Origin of the sequence: Paraburkholderia sp. 22098, from assembly GCF_052045935.1 — a bacterium.
Taxonomy (GTDB): domain Bacteria; phylum Pseudomonadota; class Gammaproteobacteria; order Burkholderiales; family Burkholderiaceae; genus Paraburkholderia; species Paraburkholderia caledonica.
Window position 1 is genome coordinate 130,672 of the sequence record NZ_JBQEPV010000002.1, and the last position, 18,423, is coordinate 149,094.

Annotated in this window: 13 protein-coding genes; 11 read left to right on the plus strand and 2 right to left on the minus strand. The window is 63.4% G+C overall.

Translation table 11 applies throughout. The features are described 5' to 3' along the window. Positions 1-44: 44 nt before the first annotated feature. The 4 genes from ACTJLB_RS04200 (at position 45) to ACTJLB_RS04215 (ending at position 6,236) form a co-directional block, all read left to right on the plus strand. The gene (locus ACTJLB_RS04200) at positions 45-1,187 is read left to right on the plus strand and encodes an HlyD family secretion protein (protein ID WP_440782574.1); all 1,143 of its coding nucleotides are present in this window, start codon (positions 45-47) and stop codon (positions 1,185-1,187) included. Continuing rightward, positions 1,165-2,781: an MDR family MFS transporter gene (locus ACTJLB_RS04205; RefSeq protein WP_051121046.1), complete on the plus strand. Its 1,617-nt coding sequence runs from the start codon at positions 1,165-1,167 to the stop codon at positions 2,779-2,781. The genes ACTJLB_RS04200 and ACTJLB_RS04205 overlap by 23 nt, the downstream gene beginning before the upstream one ends. A gap of 16 nt (positions 2,782-2,797) precedes the next feature. Continuing rightward, on the plus strand, positions 2,798-4,273 hold the full coding sequence (locus tag ACTJLB_RS04210; protein ID WP_440782575.1) for an efflux transporter outer membrane subunit: 1,476 nt from the start codon (positions 2,798-2,800) through the stop codon (positions 4,271-4,273). A 331-nt stretch (positions 4,274-4,604) separates the two neighbouring features. Further along, positions 4,605-6,236: a D-alanyl-D-alanine carboxypeptidase/D-alanyl-D-alanine-endopeptidase gene (locus ACTJLB_RS04215; RefSeq protein ID WP_440782576.1), complete on the plus strand. Its 1,632-nt coding sequence runs from the start codon at positions 4,605-4,607 to the stop codon at positions 6,234-6,236. 160 nt (positions 6,237-6,396) lie between these two features. Here the strand turns inward: ACTJLB_RS04215 and ACTJLB_RS04220 are convergent, their stop codons facing one another. Beyond that, positions 6,397-6,912: a BLUF domain-containing protein gene (locus ACTJLB_RS04220; protein WP_440782577.1), complete on the minus strand. Its 516-nt coding sequence runs from the start codon at positions 6,910-6,912 to the stop codon at positions 6,397-6,399. A gap of 258 nt (positions 6,913-7,170) precedes the next feature. After that, positions 7,171-7,794 carry a nitroreductase family protein gene (locus tag ACTJLB_RS04225; RefSeq protein ID WP_440782578.1) on the minus strand — a complete coding sequence of 208 codons (624 nt, stop codon included), beginning with the start codon at positions 7,792-7,794 and terminating at the stop codon, positions 7,171-7,173. A gap of 302 nt (positions 7,795-8,096) precedes the next feature. On the opposite strand from ACTJLB_RS04225, the gene ACTJLB_RS04230 reads away from it, so the two are divergent. From ACTJLB_RS04230 to ACTJLB_RS04260, 7 genes are all read left to right on the plus strand, one after another. Then, positions 8,097-8,330, plus strand: a complete 234-nt coding sequence (locus ACTJLB_RS04230; protein ID WP_440782579.1) for an MbtH family protein — start codon at positions 8,097-8,099, stop codon at positions 8,328-8,330. Between the two features lie 18 nt (positions 8,331-8,348). Further along, positions 8,349-9,182: a thioesterase II family protein gene (locus tag ACTJLB_RS04235; protein WP_440782580.1), complete on the plus strand. Its 834-nt coding sequence runs from the start codon at positions 8,349-8,351 to the stop codon at positions 9,180-9,182. A 100-nt stretch (positions 9,183-9,282) separates the two neighbouring features. Next, positions 9,283-10,719 carry a peptide synthetase gene (locus ACTJLB_RS04240; RefSeq protein ID WP_440782581.1) on the plus strand — a complete coding sequence of 479 codons (1,437 nt, stop codon included), beginning with the start codon at positions 9,283-9,285 and terminating at the stop codon, positions 10,717-10,719. A gap of 215 nt (positions 10,720-10,934) precedes the next feature. Beyond that, positions 10,935-11,837 (plus strand): YqcI/YcgG family protein, encoded by a 903-nt coding sequence (locus ACTJLB_RS04245; RefSeq protein ID WP_440782582.1) that lies wholly within the window; start codon positions 10,935-10,937, stop codon positions 11,835-11,837. Positions 11,838-11,938: 101 nt separating this feature from the next. After that, positions 11,939-13,585, plus strand: a complete 1,647-nt coding sequence (locus tag ACTJLB_RS04250) for a cyclic peptide export ABC transporter (RefSeq protein WP_440782583.1) — start codon at positions 11,939-11,941, stop codon at positions 13,583-13,585. A gap of 17 nt (positions 13,586-13,602) precedes the next feature. Further along, positions 13,603-14,421, plus strand: coding sequence for an ATP-binding cassette domain-containing protein (locus ACTJLB_RS04255; RefSeq protein ID WP_410802811.1), 819 nt, complete (start codon positions 13,603-13,605; stop codon positions 14,419-14,421). Positions 14,422-14,645: 224 nt separating this feature from the next. Continuing rightward, positions 14,646-18,383: a condensation domain-containing protein gene (locus ACTJLB_RS04260; RefSeq protein ID WP_440782584.1), complete on the plus strand. Its 3,738-nt coding sequence runs from the start codon at positions 14,646-14,648 to the stop codon at positions 18,381-18,383. Positions 18,384-18,423: the final 40 nt, after the last annotated feature.

The following is an 18,423-nucleotide window of genomic DNA, read 5'->3' on the forward strand; positions in this document are numbered from 1 at the left end:
CGACTGGAATAATTCTGCCAACTGGAAATAATTGGACCATTGAGATGTCAACGACCGCAGATTCCCCGTCCCGTCCCCGACCCGCTGACGAGTCGCCGCCGTCAGGCATGCGCCGTCCGAGCCGGCGCACGGTGTCGATCGCTCTGGGCGTTGTCGCGCTCATTGCCGGAGGTATCTGGCTCGCGCGTTGGTGGACCGTAGGACGCTTTATCGAGAGCACCGACGACGCCTATCTGCAGGCCGACAGCGTCACGGTCGCCCCCAAGGTGTCCGGCTATGTGACGGAAGTTTATGTCGCGGACAATCAGATGGTGAAGCCGGGCGATCCTCTCGTGCATCTCGACGCGCGCCAGTACCAAGTTGCGCTCGACCAGGCGCTTGCCACCATCGACGCACGCAAGGCGGACATAGAACGCGCGCAGGCCGACATCAAACAGCAGCAGTCCAATATTGCGCAGGCACAGGCGCAAGAGCGGGTGGCCCTCGTGAGTGCACAGCATGCGAGCGACGAAGTGCGGCGTTACGCGCCGCTCATCGCGACCGGCGCTGAAAGCAGTGAACGCATGGCCGAGCTGACCAGCACGCGCGACCAGGCGAATGCCACGCTTGCAGCAAACGCAGCCGCGGTCGACGCCGCACGTTCGCAGATCGGCTCTGCCACCGCGCAGCTTGCACAGGCGCGCGCGCAACTCGAAGCCGCCGAGGCAAGCGCACAACAGTCGCGGCTCGATCTCGAGAATACGGTGGTGCGCAGTGCGCTCGGCGGCAAGGTAGGGGACCGCACCGTGCGTGTCGGTCAATACGTGCAGCCCGGCACGCGGATGCTGACGGTCGTTCCCGTACGAAGCACCTATTTGCTGGCCAATTTCAAGGAAACGCAGGTGGGCCGCATGCGGGTCGGCCAGCCCGTCGAAATGCATGTTGACGCGTTGCCTGGCCATACGCTGCACGGTGTGATCGACAGTTTCTCGCCGGGCACCGGCTCGCAGTTCGCATTGCTGCCGCCGGAGAATGCGACCGGCAACTTCACGAAGATTGTGCAGCGTGTGCCCGTGCGGATTCGTATCGATACGGGGGCCGAGACGCGCAGCGTATTGTTGCCAGGCCTGTCCGTCACGGTCGATGTCGACACGCGGTCTGCGCGTGAGCGCGATGCGCGTATCGATGCCGAGAATCGTCGTGGCTGACGCGACGCCGGCGACTGCGGCGCCTGCCGCACCACACGGGGAAGAGCGAGCGAGCGTCGGCGACTGGATCGCCGTCGCCGCCGGCGCGCTCGGCGCGTTGATGGCGACGCTCGACATCTCCATCACGAACTCCGCTCTGCCGCAGATTCAGGGCGAAATCGGCGCGACGGGAACGGAGGGTACGTGGATTTCCACCGGGTACCTGATGTCCGAGATCGTGATGATTCCGCTCGCGGCATGGCTCACACGCGTCTTCGGCCTGCGCAACTTTCTGCTCACCAACTCGGCGCTCTTCATTGCATTTTCGATGATGTGCGGCTGGTCGCACACGCTGCCCATGATGATCGCCGGCCGGATCGGCCAGGGCTTTACTGGCGGCGCGCTGATTCCTACCGCGCAGACCATCATCCGCACGCGGCTGCCGCTTTCGCAGTTGCCGGTCGGCATGACGATGTTCGGCCTGATCGTGCTGCTCGGACCGCTGCTGGGGCCGGTAGTCGGCGGCTGGCTCGCGGAGAACGTCAGCTGGAGCTGGTGCTTCTTCATGAACCTGCCAATCTGTCTTGCGCTGATGACGCTGCTGATTGTCGGACTGCCGTCGGACAAGCCTCACTGGGAAGCTTTCTTCAAGGCGGATTGGCTCGGCATCGTCGGCCTCGCTATCGGGCTCAGCTCGCTCACGGTGGTGCTCGAAGAAGGGCAGCGTGAACGCTGGTTCGAGTCGTCGACAATCGTCCTGCTCACCTGTGTATCGGTTTTCGGCATGCTCCTGATCGCAGCTTCGCAGATGACGGCAAAGAAGCCGATCGTGCGCCTCGGCCTGATGCGTAATCCTAACTATGCGAGCGTGATTGTGATCGTGTCGGCGGTCGGCGCTGCGCTTTATGGCGTGTCGTATCTGCTGCCGCAGTTTCTCGGCGTGGTGGCGGGCTATAACGCGGAGCAGTCGGGCGCGATCATGCTGCTCTCGGGGCTGCCGGCATTTCTGATCATGCCGGTGCTGCCGCGGCTGCTTGGCAAGTTCGATTTCCGTCTTCTCGTCATCACCGGGCTCGTGTTGTACGCGCTCAGCTGCATGCTCGACATCAGCCTGACGGCGCAAAGCGTCGGGCACGATTTCGTCTGGTCGCAACTCATACGCGGCACCGCACAGATGCTCGCAATGATGCCGCTCAATCAGGCCTCCATGGCTGCGGTGTCGCGCGAAGATTCCGGCGATGCCGCGGGACTCTACAACATGGCGCGCAATCTTGGCGGCTCGATCGGCCTTGCGATCATCGGCACCGTGATCGACCGGCGCACGACGTTTCATACGGCAATGATCCGTGAATCGGTGAGCGCGAATTCACTGATCGGTCAGGACAGCATTGCCGCCAATGCGGCGAACTGGTTCACCCATACCGGCGACATGGCGTACTCGCGAATGCGAGCGCTCGGCCAGCTCGGCGCGCAGATCCAGCAGCAGGCGATCGTGATGACCTATTCGGAAACTTTCTATCTGCTCGCCATCGCGCTCGTCGCCTGCATTCCTCTTGCGTTGCTTCTGAAGACGCCGCGCAGGAATGCGCCGGCGCCTCCGTCCGCTGGACACTAATGTTTTCTGATCTCACATGATGTTCAACCGTCCCTCGAGTTTCGCTCTCGCCGCCGCGGCGCTTCTGTCTTCGCTGTCTGTCTTGCCGGGCTGCACAGTCGGTCCCGACTATCACGGTGCACCGCCCGTTGCGCAGGATGCTCGCGGCGCCGCATTCGTGCGCACGCCGGCGGCCGGCACGACCGCGGCACCGGCGCCTCGCGAGTGGTGGCTCGCACTGAACGACCCGCAACTGAACGATCTGATTGCCGCCGCGCTCGCACATAGCCCGGACGTGCATATTGCGCAGGCGCGCCTGCGTGAGTCGCGCGCGCAGCTGCAGTCGCAGCGCGCGGACGCTTTGCCGAAGCTTTCGGCCAACGCGGCTGCGCTGCGCACGCGCGAGCCCGATCTGAGTGCGCTCAGTTCGGCGGGTTCGTCCGGTGGCAGTTCGGGGTCATCGGGAAGGGGGCCGCTGCAACTTTACACGGCGGGTTTCGACGCCTCATGGGAAATCGACCTGTTCGGCGGCACCCGGCGCGCGATCGAGGCCGCATCGGCCAATGCGGAAGCGGTCGACGCGGATCTCGCAGATACCCAGGTCTCGCTTGCCGCGGAAGTGGCGCAAACGTACATCGACCTGCGCGACCAGCAAACGCGGCTTGAACTCGCGCGGCGCCAGGCGGACATCGAACAGAAAATGTTGACGCTGACGCAGCAGCGGCGTGAGCGCGGCACGGCTGCGGATATCGATGTCGAACGTCTGACCACGCAGGTCGAAAATACGCGCTCGACGCTGATTCCGCTCGACGCGCAAATGAGCGATTCGCTCGACCGCCTCGCGGTGTTGACCGGGCGCGCACCCGGCGCGCTGGATCAGCAACTGGCGTCTGCCCGGCCGCTGCCGCCTATGCCTGCGACGGTGCCCATTGGCGATCCCTCCGCGATGTTGCAGCGCCGTCCGGACATTCGAGCTGCGGAGCGGCGGCTTGCATCGAGCAACGCGCAAATCGGCGAACACGTGGCGGACTTTTTCCCGAAAGTGACGCTGTTCGGCGATATCGGCTTCAGCGCGAGCGATCCGGGCCATCTCATACGCAAGAGCAACTTCAGCTGGATTACCGCACCCTATCTGCAATGGAATGCGTTCGATTTCGGACGCACGCTAGGCAGCGTACATGCGGCTGAGGCGTCGCGAGACGAAGCCGAGGCGCGTTACACGAAGGCTGTTCTCGGCGCGCTTCAGGACGCGAACTCTTCGTTGTCGCGCTATGGGCATCAGCGGGAGCATGTCGTGACGTTGCTGAAAGTGGAGACGTCCGCGACCCACTCTGCCGCGCTGATGCGGCAGCGCTACACGGCGGGCGTCGCGACGTTGATTGATTTGCTCGACACGCAGCGCCAGGAATTCAGCGCGCAGCAGAATGTCGTGGCAGGGCAGGCGGAGTTGCTGAAGGACTTCGTGTCTCTGCAGAAGAGTCTTGGCATTGGGTGGGAAGCGCCTCAGGGGTAGTCCGGTCGGGCGTTCGCGTGGCGGGTGCGAGCCTTCCGTAGTGGCGCACAGCGCGGGTCTTATTGCGGTGCGTCACTTTTGCGCGATGCGCTGCCTGGCTTCGCAGTTCGCGCATAAGCGGCAGCGACTCACGCAGGGCATGGCAGGTTTTCTGGATTTTGGCTGCAAAAAGACGATCGCCCCCGCTATCGGCGGAATATAGTGGGCAGGGTTTTGGGTCTGTCGGCGCGAATACTCGCGGTCATCGGCGCGCAATGCGTCGGCCCGAGCCATTCAGTTTGCAAAGACAGATCGAATCTGGAGGCCTGCGATGAACGCGACGATCGCAACAATGACGACAATCCGTGGAGCGTGCAAACGCTGGACCGTGATTGCAGGTGCATTTTTGCTGGCCTCGTGCGGCGGGTCTATCGATTCGAATACAGCCGTGCCTGCATCCATCATGCAGGTAATGCAGAAGCCCGCCTATAAGAGTGCGAGCTGGTCCATGCTGGTGGTCGATCTCGAGTCCGGGCAAGTTGTCTACGACCTCGACTCCAACTCGCAGATGTTCATTGCCTCGGTGCGTAAAGTTTTCTCGACCGGAAACGCGCTCAACGCGCTCGGCGCGCAACACAAGTTCGTCACGCCAGTCTATCGGCAGGGCAGCGTTGCTTCGAACGGCACGCTCAACGGCAATCTGATCCTGGTTGCGAGCGGAGATCTGACGATGGGCGGGCGCGCCAATCCCGATGGAACGATAGCGCTCACCGACTTCGACCATAACGAAGCGAACTCGCTCGGCAATGCAGTGCTGTCGGCGCCGGACCCGCTCGCGGGATACAACGCGCTGGCGGCGCAGGTGGCGGCTGCCGGCATCACCACGATCAACGGCAATGTCGTGATCGACGACCGTCTTTTCGAACCGTTCAACTTCCGCGGTGAGTTCAACGTGCGGCCGATCTTCGTCAATGACGACCTCGTCGACGTCACACTATCGCAGAGCGCCGAAGGCGCCGCTGTTCCATTCGACTGGCGGCCGAAGTCGGCGGCTTTCTCCGTGCAATCGACGCTGAAGACCGGCAGCGCGACGTCGACGCTCGCGATCGGGCTCGACCCCGAGCCACCGCAGTGCATCGGCGCGCCTAATTGTGTGGCCACTGTCAGCGGGACCGTGCCGGCGGGTTACGTGCCCATTCTGACCAACGCATATCCGCTGATCCGCACGTTCCGCGTGAGCGAGCCGTCGAACTACGCGCGCACGATCTTTATCGAAGCACTCGCGCGCTCGGGCGTAACGGTAACGGCTGCCCCCGTCGCGGCCAATCCTGTGCAGTTGCTGCCCGCGAAGGGCTCGTATTCGAGCGCGCAACAGGTGGCGCAACTGACATCGGCGCCGTATGCGCAGCACGTTCGATACGTCAACAAAATCAGCTACAACATTGGGGCCGACGTGACGCTGATGCAGTTCGGACTCGCGCACAACGGATCGACCACCATGGCCGGTTCGCTTGCCGCGGAACAGAGCGAACTGTCCACCGTGTTCAACATTTCGCCGGCTCAATATCATTTCATCGACGGCAGCGGCGGCGGCGAGACCACGGCCAACGGCAAAGCCGTCATTGCGATGCTGCGCGGTATGAGCGCGAAACCTGCTTTTACGCCGTACTTCAATTCGATGCCGGTGCTCGGTGTGGACGGATCGCTCGCCACCGTCACCAACTTTGAAGCCGATTCCACATTAGCGGGAGCGAGAGGCCAGGTGCACGCGAAGACGGGCACGTACGTCGCCGAAAATCCGGCCGCGCCGGGCATGCCGCTGCTGAAAGGGCAGGCGCTCGCCGGCTATATCGATGCGAAGAGCGGCCGCCGCATCGTATTCTTCCTGACGGTGAACAACGTGCCGATCACGGGCATTCCCGACGTGCTGACCGTGTTTCAGGACGAGGGCACGATCGCTGCCATGTTATGGAAAATGCAATGACGGCGCTTGTCGGTACTTTGCATAGACGATGCCAGGGGACAACGTCAAGGTCGCAACGGGCAGGAACTGCGCGCGCATGGATGTTCCTGCGGCTCGCGTGAAGAAGATCCGGCATAAGGACGGTAGTGACGGGATCACCCACGACGCGACAAGGCGCCGCTCACTTCGCACCGCGTCGCAGCAGAACATCGAACCGGCCTGCTACGAGATGCGATTCGCTCACTTCCGGCAGCGTTTTGGCAGCTTGCGTGATGCGCCAGACTTCCTCCAGAAGTGAGCGGTCCGTACCCGACCAGCTCGTCAGCACATTTTCGATGCGCTCGGAGCCGTGAATGTCGCCGGTGAAATACCCCATCGACCACTCGGCAAAGTGCCTGTTTTCCAGCGAACCAATCGCGACAATCCGCATGTCGTAGTGACGGCTGTCATTGCCGATGCGGCGCAAGCATTCCCTCACTGCTACCGGATCACCTTCGAGGTACTGGACAAAATTACGGCCCGCGTGCACGAGAAAACCGGTCAGTGCATCGGCGCGATTGAGCACGCGAGACACCGACACAATCGATTCCACGTCCGATATGCCTACGCCCGGCGCGACATTGCTGATGTACACCGCGCCGAATAGTGTTTCATCCTGGTCCCGCGTTTCGAGACGTTTGGATTCGTCTGAGAACATAGGGACACCTCTACAAAGTCGTTTCGCATTTCCACTTTAATACAGGGCCGGCTGTCTAAAATCGACCAACGTTAGTCGGCTGCGCCCATGCGGGCGGAATTTGTCGGCACACGTTATGCGCTTGTCCGTTTAGTGTGCGGTGATGCATGACTGACCGCGTCGCGGGTTTCAGCGCGTGCTTAGAAATTGCACTTGAGGTCGCGTCTCGCGCAGCTTCTAGTGAAGCGGGGTGGTCGGTTCAAATCGCTGTCGACATCTTCAAACCGATGTACGCCCCAACCACTCACGTACGTACAACGAATGCGGTGGGCGCACCGCCGAGTGTTCACGAGATTTCGGTGTGCCAACAAATAAGAAACCCAGCACGCGCTCGGCCGGCTCGAAGTCGAGCGCGGCCTGGAGATTGGGGTCGTACGCATCGGCGCCCGTCGCCCAGAAACCGCCGTAACCGAGCGCGTGAATTGCGTTGAGCATGTTCATGACCGCCGCGCCGACCGCGAGCAGTTGCTCCGATTCCGGAATGTGCGAACTGGGAACCGGCGCCGCGCCTATGACGATCACGAGCGGCGCCGTGTACGCGAGTTGCCGCCGTTGCTCGTGATCTGCGCGAGGCGTTGCCGGCTCGCGTCGCGCCGCGACATCGACGAGCACTTCGCCGAAATCGGCGCGCGCGTCGTCGCGAATCAGCGCGAAGCGCCAGGGGCGCAGCGCACCATGGTCCGGCGCCCGCATGGCGGCGTCGAAGATCAGACTTAGCTCGGTGTCACCGGGTCCCGGCTCGGCTAGCGGCCAGTGCGACTGGCGCGAAAGCAGCGTTTCGAAGAACGCTTGTTGTCGCGGCGAACCGGTGTCGCCGATCTGACGGATCTGAGAGGTATCCATGGCGGTGTAATTGAGTTTTCTGTCGGATGGATAATGACGACAAACGCACGGTAATGCAAATGATTCCTATTTGCTTGTCTGGCGAATGATTTTGTTTTAAGCTGTGCCCTCATTGCCCGGAGACAAAGAGGGTGAGGGATGGACCTTGACACGCATCAAGGGCAACGAGTAAATTTAAATGCAAATGATTCGCATTTAATGCGTAGTGATTCAAATCCTGCCGGGCAATCTGCCGCGCTTTTGCGAGGGCTGCCCGGCATGTTTGGCCGCAAACCGACGTACAACTTCATTCAGGAGCCGCGATGAGCTGGGGTGACGAAAACACCAACTTCGTTGTCGTTGTAAATCACGAAGAGCAGTATTCGATCTGGCCTGAGTACAAGGCGATTCCAGCCGGCTGGCGTGAAGCCGGCAAGTCGGGCAAGAAGGACGAATGCCTGCAATGGATCGACCAGGTCTGGACGGATATGCGTCCGCTGAGCTTGCGCGAGGCCATGGCCGGGAGCGCTGCGGCCGAAAGCGTACCCAATGCGTGATCAACGGGCGTCCAGCCGATGACCTCGTCGAATGGTCTGCCGCGTATGTCCGACCCGCTAATCCTCGTGTGTCTCGCGCATGCGGGCGGCAGCGTGGCGCTGTACCGGGACTGGCAGCCACGGTTGCCGTGGTTCGTGCGGGCGCGCATGCTCGAATTGCCCGGCCACGGCATGCGCCGGTCCGTATCGCCGCATACCGAATGGCCCGCGCTCATCGAGCAACTCGCAGATGAACTGCTCGCGCTGGTTGGCGGCGCTCCGTTTGCGTTGTTCGGACACAGCATGGGCTCGCTCGTCGCACTCGAATTGATGCACGTGCTGCGCGAGCGCGGAGCACGCGCTCCTGTCTGGTTCGGTGCGTCGGCAACCATCTCGCCAGTGCGTCGTAAGCACGAAACACACTGGCTTAACTGTTCGCAGAGCGAAATGATTGCTTGCTTGCGGGAGCGCGGCGGCACACCTGCCGAGCTGCTCGACGACGCGGAGTTCGTCGACTTCATGCTGCCGGTGCTGCGCGCCGATTTCCACCTGTGCGGCGTGCATCCGGCGCATATTGCGGCACGCGCCGATGCTTATCGCGCGATGCTGCCCGGAACGTCGAATACATCCGCCATGCTCGACTGCCCGATCGACGTCTTCATCGGCCGCGATGATCCTGCCACGGCAAACCGCGCGGATGTCGACGCCTGGGCAAACGAGACAAGCGGCCCATGCGCAGTCCACTGGTTCGACGGCGGGCACTTCTTCATCGACACGGCTCGCGAAGCCGTACTCGCAGCCGTGGCCAAAGCGCTCTTGCTGCATGGACAACGGGCGCAACTGGCGCAACCGGTGCGAGACGTCGCGGCATGACGAACCCTTAGCGCGGAGTGCTCGCGCGAATCGCTGACCTCGCGCACGCGGTGATCACTAATTGCAGTATTGGGGCAACCCGGAAAAGGAACGAATGACCATGAGCCAGGCTTCGCTGCCGATCTTCGATTTCTCGCCGTTCGTTGGGCACAGCGAGCGCTATGTGGCGCTCATCAAACAGTTTGCGGCGGCCGGGCCGTTTCGCAGCGCGACGGTCGACGAACTGCTGCTCGACGACGACTTCCATCGACGCCCGCTGCGGCCAGAGGACTTCGACTTCCTCAAGTTCATGAAACCCGTGCGCGAGCACAACGTCAGTCGTCTGCCGGCGCTTGCGTCCGGGCGCACGCTGATGTCGATCTACGAGCTCGACGTCGCGCGCCCGCCGGTAGGCAGCGAGCCCGCCGACTGGCAGCGTTTTGCAGATTTCTATCGCGAAGATACGCGCGAACTCGGGGCGCAGATTGCGCCGTTCCTGGAAGCGTATGCGTTCGAATACCTGACGAAGGACGTCGATACCCGCGAAGACACCGGCGCCGTGAGCGCGCGCCTGACGCGCATCGTCGACGACGAACTCGCATTCTGGAGCGCTACGTTCGAGCGGTTGATGAGCAACGACTACCTCGAACAAGGGCTGCGTTTCATCATGGTGCAGCGCTGGGCGCTCGCGGTATCGAAGCGCCGCGCGCTCGCGCGAGCCGGCGCAAGCGGCTTCTTCGACATGCTCGCGCCCGACGAGCGTCCGAGCCTTCACCGTCAGATGCCTGACGACGCACTGTTCGAGCGCGTGGCCGAGGCAAGCTGCATTACGCGCCGGCAACATGCGTACTGGCAGTTTTATCTGCCGACGAGCATCGCGAAATGCAATCTGCTCTATGCGCTTGCCCGTCGTCCGGACCGCGCGTTCGGGCTCATCGGCGCGGCGTTCGCAGCCGAGGCGGAGTGGCTGGCGTTCGGGCTCGCGCTCGAACGGGCTTGCGCGCATCTGCAACCGGCCAGCCGCAGCCCGGCCGATTCCAACGCACTGAGGGCCGCGCTGCAGCAGCGCTGCGCGCGTGCGCTGGAGCGTGTTGCGCAAGGCTTCGGCGACGTGGCGCGTGCTCAATGCGTACAAGGCGTTGTCGCAGGCGAGCGCCTCGCGGAACGCGGGCGTTGGGATCTTGGCGAACAGTTGCGCTGGCTGTCGTCGATTCGCGAGTATGTGAACTTCGCGCATCGCATCAGCTCGCGCATCGACGCGGAGTGTCCCGGCATCGACCGCGAGACCTTCATCGAGCCTCAGGAAATGTGCTCGACGACGCACGTGCACAACGACCACCGTCTCGTCACGATCGAGGAGGGCGACATGCTGTTCTGGGGCAACGTCGGCATGCAGCTTTCGATGCACAAAGGCGACATGGTGCTGATTCCGGATGGCAGGCTGCACGGCTCGACGGTCGTATCGAACGAATGCACGTATCACCAGCCGATCATTCCGAACGATTGGGTCGAGGCCCTCGTGGCCGAGCTTGACGAACCGGCGGCGGCTTCGACATGACAGCAGCAGATTGCGCGGTACATCCGTAACCGATCGGCAACAAGCTGGTAACAAGGTAGCAACGAGCCGGCGGCACCATGCAGGCGCTAACGGCGGAGATCGACAAAAAATGCGCCTCTTCCCCACGACAGCAATATCGACGTTCCGGCCACGCAGGCTGGGATGCCTCGCGCGTTCGACGCGCGCAACAGTGGGTCAGGAAGAGAGAGCGAACGATGCAAGCAGGCAACAGTGCTATCGCAGAGGCCGATCGGTTCGAGGTCAGCGACTGGAAGAGCCGGATCATTGCCGGCAGAGCGACGGGCGCGGCGGTGTCCGCGCCTGCGTGGCTGGACGCTTCGTATGCCACGCTGCGCGAGCAGGTGCTCGATCCGGCGTATCCGTGCTTTTTCGGCACGATGGCCGAGCGGCGCGGCGAGATGTTCTACTCGTTCGTCAACGGGCGCGATTTGCGCGACCTGCCCGCGACGATGCAAACGTTCGCGGAGCTCGCCGTGCAGCCCGAGTACAGGCGAAACAACATCGCGGTATTTTTCGAACCGGACCCGCAGCCGCTTGCGCACGATGCGTACCGGACATTGTTCTGGAGCATCCTGCAGCAGCTGCACGACGGTGATCCGGATCCGGCGGCCGACCAGCAGCCGGACCCGATGGACGAGGCGTGGGAGTTCTCATATGCGGGCGTGCAGATGTTCGTGGTGTGCGCGTGCCCGTCGTTTCGCGCGCGCCATAGCCGCAACCTGGGGCCGGGCATGGTGCTGCTGTTTCAACCGCGCTCGGTGTTTGTCGATACGATCACGAATAAGGTCATTGGCCGCGAGGCACGCAATCAGGTGCGCAAGCGTCTGGAAACATGGGACGAGATTCCCGCGCATCCCGATCTCGGCTTTTATGGCGACCCGGGCAATCTCGAATGGAAGCAGTACTTTCTCGACGATGCAAACGCGCCCATCGAGGAGCGCTGTCCGTTTCTGAAACGCCGCGCGCAGGCACGCGACGCAGCGTCAGCGCAAGTGCAGTCCATGCAGGCCCGCCGTCAGGTGGCTCCGCAAGACACGCGCAATGAACACGAAAGAGGCTTCGCGCAAAAAGACGCTGCGCGAGGCGCCGATAACTGACGCGGCCGGCGCACGAGGACGTCTGCACGACGCTTGCGGCATTCGCTAGTGCGAGCCGACCTGCCGTCTTCCTGCTCTCATGCCGCAACGAAAGGAGATTCATGTCCGTACTTTTGCAACTGGTCAGCAAGTCACGCTGGATGATAGCTGCGGCACCCATCGCAAGTGTGCTCGGCGGCCTCGGCAATGCGGCGCTGCTCGCCCTGATCAATCAGGCGCTGGTCGCGACGCCGCAGGGGCTCGCGCGCCTCGGCTGGCAGTTCCTTGCGATCGGCCTCGGCGTTCTGGCGATGCGCGCGCTCGCACAGTCGCTCTTCATGTGGCTCGGCCAGCAGGCGAAGGCGACGCTTCGCATGCGCACCATTCGTCGTATCGGCGACGCTGCGTTCGCGCAGCTGGAGAAGCAGGGCGCGGCGAAATCGCTCGCGGTGCTCACGCAGGATCTCGACACCATCGTGGTGTTTTTCGTGAGCATGCCGTCGCTCGCGATGCAAAGTGCAGTGATAGTCGGTTGTCTTGCTTATCTCGGCTACATGTCGTGGCCGATTTTACTGGTTGCGATCGTGACTATCGTGCTGGGCATGGCAGGCTTTCGCTACGCGCACAGCCGCGCAATGTTCCATCTGCGCGCGTCGCGCAAACGCGAGGACGATCTCGTCAAGCACTTCCGCGCACTCTTCGACGGTGCAAAGGAACTGAAGCTGCATCGCGCCCGCAAACGCGCGTTCGTCGAGGATACGCTCGCAAGCAACGTCGAGGAGGTGCGTGTGCAGCGCACGCGCGGCTACATGCTGTATGCGGCTGCGTCCAGTTGGGGCAACTTCATTCTGTTCGCGTTCATCGGCCTTACGCTCTTCGTGTTCGCGCGCTACATCAAAGTCGATCCGCATGTCATGTCCGGCTATGCGATCGTGTTCGTCTACATGATCATGCCGATAGAGGCCGTGCTTTCTGCTATTCCGAGCCTTAGTTCGGCGCGCGTCGCGCTCGAACGAATCGAGCAGGTCAACGCGGAACTGCCGCGCGAAGTCATGCTCGAGCCGCCCGTCGCCGCATCGTTCGACACCATCGCGCTCGACGGCGCCACGCACCGTTACTTCCGCGAGAAGGAGAATGAGGTGTTCACGCTCGGGCCGATCGATCTTACGTTCCGGCGCGGCGAGCTCGTTTATCTGATCGGCGGCAACGGCAGCGGCAAGACCACGCTCGCAAAGATGCTGGTTGGCTTGTACGTGCCGGAAAGTGGCAGGGTGTTGCTGAACGGCGAGCCTGTCGACGAAGCACGGCGCGATGCGTACCGCCAGCATTTCTCGGTCGTGTTCAGCGACTTCTTCCTGTTCGACACACTGCTCGGCATGCATACCGAAGGACTCGACGCGCTCGCGCAGCAACTGCTCGTGGATCTGCAGCTCGACCACAAGGTGAGCGTGAAGGACGGCAAGTTCTCGACGCTCGATCTTTCGCAGGGACAGCGCAAGCGGCTCGCGCTTGTCGTCGCGTATCTGGAGGACCGGCCGTTCTATGTGTTCGACGAATGGGCGGCGGATCAGGACCCGCTTTTCAAGGACGTGTTCTATAAGCGTCTGCTTCCCGAACTCAAGGCGAAGGGCAAGACCGTGCTGGTCATCACACATGACGACCGCTACTTCCATCTTGCAGAGCGCTTTATCAAACTCGATTTCGGCCAGATCGTCGAGGACGGGCCGGGCGCCGCGCATGCGGCGAACCTCACGTCCGTTGATAACTGATCAGGATGCCTCCGCACATGAACGCCAATCTATCCATTGATTCCGCGCGCGCCGTGCACGGCGAACCGATGTACGAACTCGATGACGTGTCGTTTCGCATCGGCGAGCGGGTGTTGTTGCATCCGCTTGCGCTCACGCTGCCGAGAGGTCGCGTGTGCGGCCTGATCGGTCACAACGGCTCCGGAAAATCGACTCTGCTTAAACTGCTCGCGCGTCAGCAGTCGCCCACGGCAGGCACGCTGCGTTTCGCGGGCCGCCCATTGCGCGAGTGGGAGAACCGTGAGTTCGCGCGACAGGTGGCCTATCTGCCGCAGCAGCAGCCGGCCGCGAGCGGCATGACGGTGCGCGAACTGGTTGCGCTCGGCCGCTATCCATGGCACGGCGCGCTCGGCCGCTTTACCGGCGTCGACGGCGAGAAGGTTCATGAAGCGATGGAGTTGACCGACATCACCCGGTTCGCGGATCGTGCAGTGGACAGCCTGTCGGGCGGCGAGCGGCAACGCGCATGGATCGCGATGCTGGTCGCGCAGGATAGCCAGTGCCTGCTGCTCGACGAGCCGATCTCCGCGCTCGATATCGCGCATCAGATCGAAGTGCTCGATCTCGTGCGCACGCTGAGTCAGCAGCGCGGTCTTGGCGTGGTCGTCGTGTTGCATGACATCAACATGGCCGCGCGTTTCTGCGACGACCTGATCGCGTTGAAGAACGGCCGGCTGCTAGCAAGCGGCACGGCGCCAGAGCTGATCGAGGAAAAGATGCTCGGCGCGATCTACGGCGTGCCGATGGGCACGGTCGCGCATCCGCGCGGCGGCATGCCGATCAGCTTCGCGTATTGAACGGCATGCGCATGCCGGCTCTCGCATCGTCACGATGCATCGCTGCCGGCCTTGCATGACCGACAGCAGATAACGGCGCTCCCAAGAGACGCCTTGCTTTCCCCGCAATGACGAATTCAGGTTGTCGACGCAAGCATGCGTCGGCGACGGTCTGCGTGCGCCGCGCTGATGCGGTGCACGGCGAAGACGACCGCGCGGCGCGCGGTAAATCTCGGGAGGCGAGGATGTCTGTTATCAATACGCCGCGCCAGGATGGCGTGAACCTGCATGCAGCGGGTGCGGCCACCGCGGAGAACGCGGCAAAAGATAGGGCGGATCGTGGCGCAGGTGACGTTGCGGCGATTACGGCTGCCGATTCTGCGGCCGGTAGCGCAACGAGCACAACGGCCAATGCAACGGCCAACACAGCGCCCCACACCGCGAACTGGGCCGCAGCGCCAGCAAACGACCTCGTCTCGGTGATGAAGTTGCACGTCAGCCAGCGCCCCGATCAATTGGCGGTGCGATTTCTCGCTGACGGCGACGCCGACGCACGCGAACTCACGTACGCGGCACTCGACGAGCGCGCGCGGCGTCTCGCGGCCGTGCTCCGCCGCCATGGCGCGCCGAACGATCGTGTGCTGCTGATGCTGCAAAGCGGGCTCGATTACATCGTGTCGTTCTTCGCGTGCCAGTACGCAGGGATGATTGCGGTTCCTGCGTATCCGCCCGATGCGCCGCAAAGCGCGCACCTCGCGCGGCTGCGACGCATCGCAGCCGATTGCGTGGCGCACATCGCGGTGCTAGATCGGGCATCGCATGAGTCGTTTGCCAGCATCAGCGACGAGCTTTCTTTGCATGGCGCGGCGTTGTTGTCGCCCGACGCCGCCGATACGGAGGTTCTCGGCAACGGCGACGGCGACGGCTTTTGCATCGACAGCGCGGTGCCCGATGCGGTGTCGTTTTTGCAATACACGTCCGGCTCTACGTCGTCGCCGAAAGGGGTGATCGTTAGTCATGCGAACATATGCGCGAATGTCAGCGCAATGTCGCGAGGCATGGGTTGCCGTGCCGGCGACCGGATGTTCTCCTGGTTGCCGCTCTATCACGACATGGGCTTGATCGGCAGCGTGCTGATGCCGGTCTTGTGCGGCTTCCAGGTCACGCTGATTTCGCCGTTGCATTTTCTGGAACGCCCGGCGCGCTGGCTCGCGGGCATCGCACGTGAGCGCGCGACGGTGACGGGCGGCCCGGACTTCGCGTATCGGCTGTGTACCGACCGCGTGCGCGATGCACAACTCGCCGGGCTCGACCTGTCGTCGCTGCGTGTCGCGTTTTGCGGTTCGGAGCCTATTCGCCAGACTACCCTCGACGGTTTCGCCGCGCGTTTCAGCACGCACGGCCTGGATCCACGGGCGATGTATGCGTGCTACGGCCTCGCCGAGGCAACGCTGTTTTTCACGGGCGTCGAGGTCGGCTCGGGCGCACCCGAGACGCGCTTCTCTGCATCGGCGCTTGCGCGGCGCGTTCCGGTCGCGTTGCCGGCCGGCCGCGGAAACGACAGCGAAAAGCACGGCGAAACATATAACGCAGCCGACGACGACACCAAGGCCGTTGTCGGCTGCGGCGTGACCGCGTTGGGCCATACGCTCGCGATCGTCGATCCGGATACCTGCGAGCGTTTGCCGGATCGGCACGTCGGCGAAGTGTGGTGCAGCGGCCCGAGCATCACTCGCGGTTACTGGCGCAATCCCGAAGCGAGCGCTGCGGTGTTCCTTGACGACGCACCGGGTTTTCCGGGACGTTGGCTACGCACCGGCGACCTCGGCTTCGTCGAGCGCGGCCAGTTTTTCTTCTGCGGACGCCGCAAGGACCTGATCGTGCTGCGTGGCGAAAACATCTATCCGCAGGATCTTGAAACCGTGCTGGCCGATCGCGTCGAATGGCTGAGGCGCGGGCGCGTCACCGCGTTCCCCGTCGAAGCGGCCGACGGCGCCGAGGCAATCGGCGTCGCCGCCGAAGTGCCGCGCGGCAGGGCGCGGCAGGTGGCGCCCGAGACCATCTTCGCCGCGATCGCGGCCGCGCTCGGCGACGCGTTCCAACATGAAGCGGCGTTGATTCTGTTACTCGAACCGGGCGATTTGCCGCGTACGTCGAGCGGAAAACTGCAGCGCAGCGCGTGTGTTGCCGCGTGGCAAAGCGGCGCGCTCGTGCCGTTCGCAGTGCGCGACGCCAGGTCCGGGCAGTCGCCACGCATCGAAACGGACACAGCACCGGCGGATGCAATTCCGGTTGCCGGTTGCGGCGACATGCTGACACCCACCGCGCACGCTATCGCACAAGTATGGAGCGAGGTTCTCGACGTGCCGACGCCGTGTGCATCGGATGACTTTTTTGCGCTCGGCGGCCGTTCGCTGCTGGCCGCGAAGGTCGCGTCGCGGCTGCGCGCGCGGTTGGATCGCGACGTGCCAGTCGGTCTGTTGTTCAGCCACCCGACGCTCGCGAACCTTGCCGCGGCGCTCGATGCTCGCTGGGCGACGCCGTCGAACGCGCTCGCTCCGGTTGCGCCGCTCGCGCGCCGCGCCGAAAGCGAACGCGGCGAGGCGCCGCTATCTCTGCCGCAGGAGCGTTTATGGATGCTGTGGCAACTCGATCCGGACAGCCCCGCGTACAACATTTCTGCTGCACTTTCGCTGACCGGTCCGCTCGATGCGCATGCCGCGAGAACCGCGCTCGACGCTGTGGTACGCCGTCACGAGATGCTGCGCACGCGCTTTGCGGATGTCGACGGCGTGGCGCGTCAACTGGTCAGGCCCGTGACTGACACGACCGATGCGTGGCGCTGGGAATGCGTGAACGCGCTGGAACTCACCACCGGCGACTTCCACGCGCAGTTGCGCCGACGCGCTCGCGAGCCCTTCGACCTGACGCTCGGCCCGCTCTTTCGCGCGGCGCTGTTTGTCCGCGACCCGGAGCAGTATGTGCTGCATATCGTGATGCATCACATTGTCTGCGATGGCTGGTCGATCAATGTGCTGCTGCGAGATTTTGCGGCTGCGTATCGCGCCGCGCGGCTCGGCGGCATGCCGGCTTTGCCGGCGCCGGCGGTCCAATACGCGGATTACGCCGCATGGCAAGGCGCGCGATTTTCCGACGACGGCCACGGCGGCGTGGAACTCGCTGCGCAACTCGATTACTGGCGCAACCGTCTGGCGGGCTACGACGCGCTGCTCGATCTGCCGACCTTGCATGAGCGCGGCCGTCCCTATGAGCCTCGTGCCGAGCGTGTCGGCGCCGATATACCGAGCGTGCTCGCGAGCCGTCTTGAGGTGCTCGCGCGAGAGCACAACGCCACGCTGTTCATGGTGCTGCTTGCCGCGTTCGCTGCGTTGCTGTCGCGTTACAGCGGCGCGCACGACGTGGCGATTGCGGTGCCCGTCGCCGGCCGCGACCGGATCGAAACGGAGGAGCTGATCGGCTTCTTCATCAACACGCTCGCGATGCGCGCGTCCGTGAAAGGCGCGAAGTCGTTCGCGACGCTGCTGCGTGAGGTGCGCGACGACAGCATCGACGCGCAGACGAACGCCGACGTGCCGTTCGAACGCGTCGTGGCCGCGCTGCAGGTCGGCCGGCGCGCGGGCGTCAGCCCGCTTGCGCAGATCAAGTTCGTGCTGCACGACGAGTTCGAACGTGCGCTCGATCTCGGCGGCGTGCGTTGCGCGCTGGTCGACGCCGACGCGAGCGACGCGCGGTTCGAAATCGCGCTCGACGTGTTTCGCGAGGGCGTGCGCGGCCTGCGCTGCGTTTTTGCGTACGCCGCCGAGCTTTATGACGACGCCTTTATCGCGCAGTTCGCGCGGCACTACGTTGGTCTGCTCGAACAGATCGCCGACACGCCGGAGGGCGCGATCGGCGAATTCAATCTCGACGACGATGAAGCGGTCGACGGCATTGCGCCAGTCGCTGGGGCGTACTCGCTTTGAGTATGCGGCCGCCGTCCTGACATCGCATCGACGCATCGAG

Bases quoted from the DNA above. Each gene is read 5' to 3' on its own strand.
- ACTJLB_RS04205 (WP_051121046.1), top strand. From the start codon at position 1,165: ATGCCGAGAATCGTCGTGGCTGACGCGACGCCGGCGACTGCGGCGCCT.
- ACTJLB_RS04230 (WP_440782579.1), top strand. From the start codon at position 8,097: ATGAGCTGGGGTGACGAAAACACCAACTTCGTTGTCGTTGTAAATCAC.
- ACTJLB_RS04245 (WP_440782582.1), top strand. From the start codon at position 10,935: ATGCAAGCAGGCAACAGTGCTATCGCAGAGGCCGATCGGTTCGAGGTC.
- ACTJLB_RS04255 (WP_410802811.1), top strand. From the start codon at position 13,603: ATGAACGCCAATCTATCCATTGATTCCGCGCGCGCCGTGCACGGCGAA.
- ACTJLB_RS04225 (WP_440782578.1), bottom strand. From the start codon at position 7,794: ATGGATACCTCTCAGATCCGTCAGATCGGCGACACCGGTTCGCCGCGA.
- ACTJLB_RS04215 (WP_440782576.1), top strand. From the start codon at position 4,605: ATGACGACAATCCGTGGAGCGTGCAAACGCTGGACCGTGATTGCAGGT.
- ACTJLB_RS04250 (WP_440782583.1), top strand. From the start codon at position 11,939: ATGTCCGTACTTTTGCAACTGGTCAGCAAGTCACGCTGGATGATAGCT.
- ACTJLB_RS04235 (WP_440782580.1), top strand. From the start codon at position 8,349: ATGACCTCGTCGAATGGTCTGCCGCGTATGTCCGACCCGCTAATCCTC.
- ACTJLB_RS04200 (WP_440782574.1), top strand. From the start codon at position 45: ATGTCAACGACCGCAGATTCCCCGTCCCGTCCCCGACCCGCTGACGAG.
- ACTJLB_RS04240 (WP_440782581.1), top strand. From the start codon at position 9,283: ATGAGCCAGGCTTCGCTGCCGATCTTCGATTTCTCGCCGTTCGTTGGG.
- ACTJLB_RS04220 (WP_440782577.1), bottom strand. From the start codon at position 6,912: ATGTTCTCAGACGAATCCAAACGTCTCGAAACGCGGGACCAGGATGAA.
- ACTJLB_RS04260 (WP_440782584.1), top strand. From the start codon at position 14,646: ATGTCTGTTATCAATACGCCGCGCCAGGATGGCGTGAACCTGCATGCA.
- ACTJLB_RS04210 (WP_440782575.1), top strand. From the start codon at position 2,798: ATGATGTTCAACCGTCCCTCGAGTTTCGCTCTCGCCGCCGCGGCGCTT.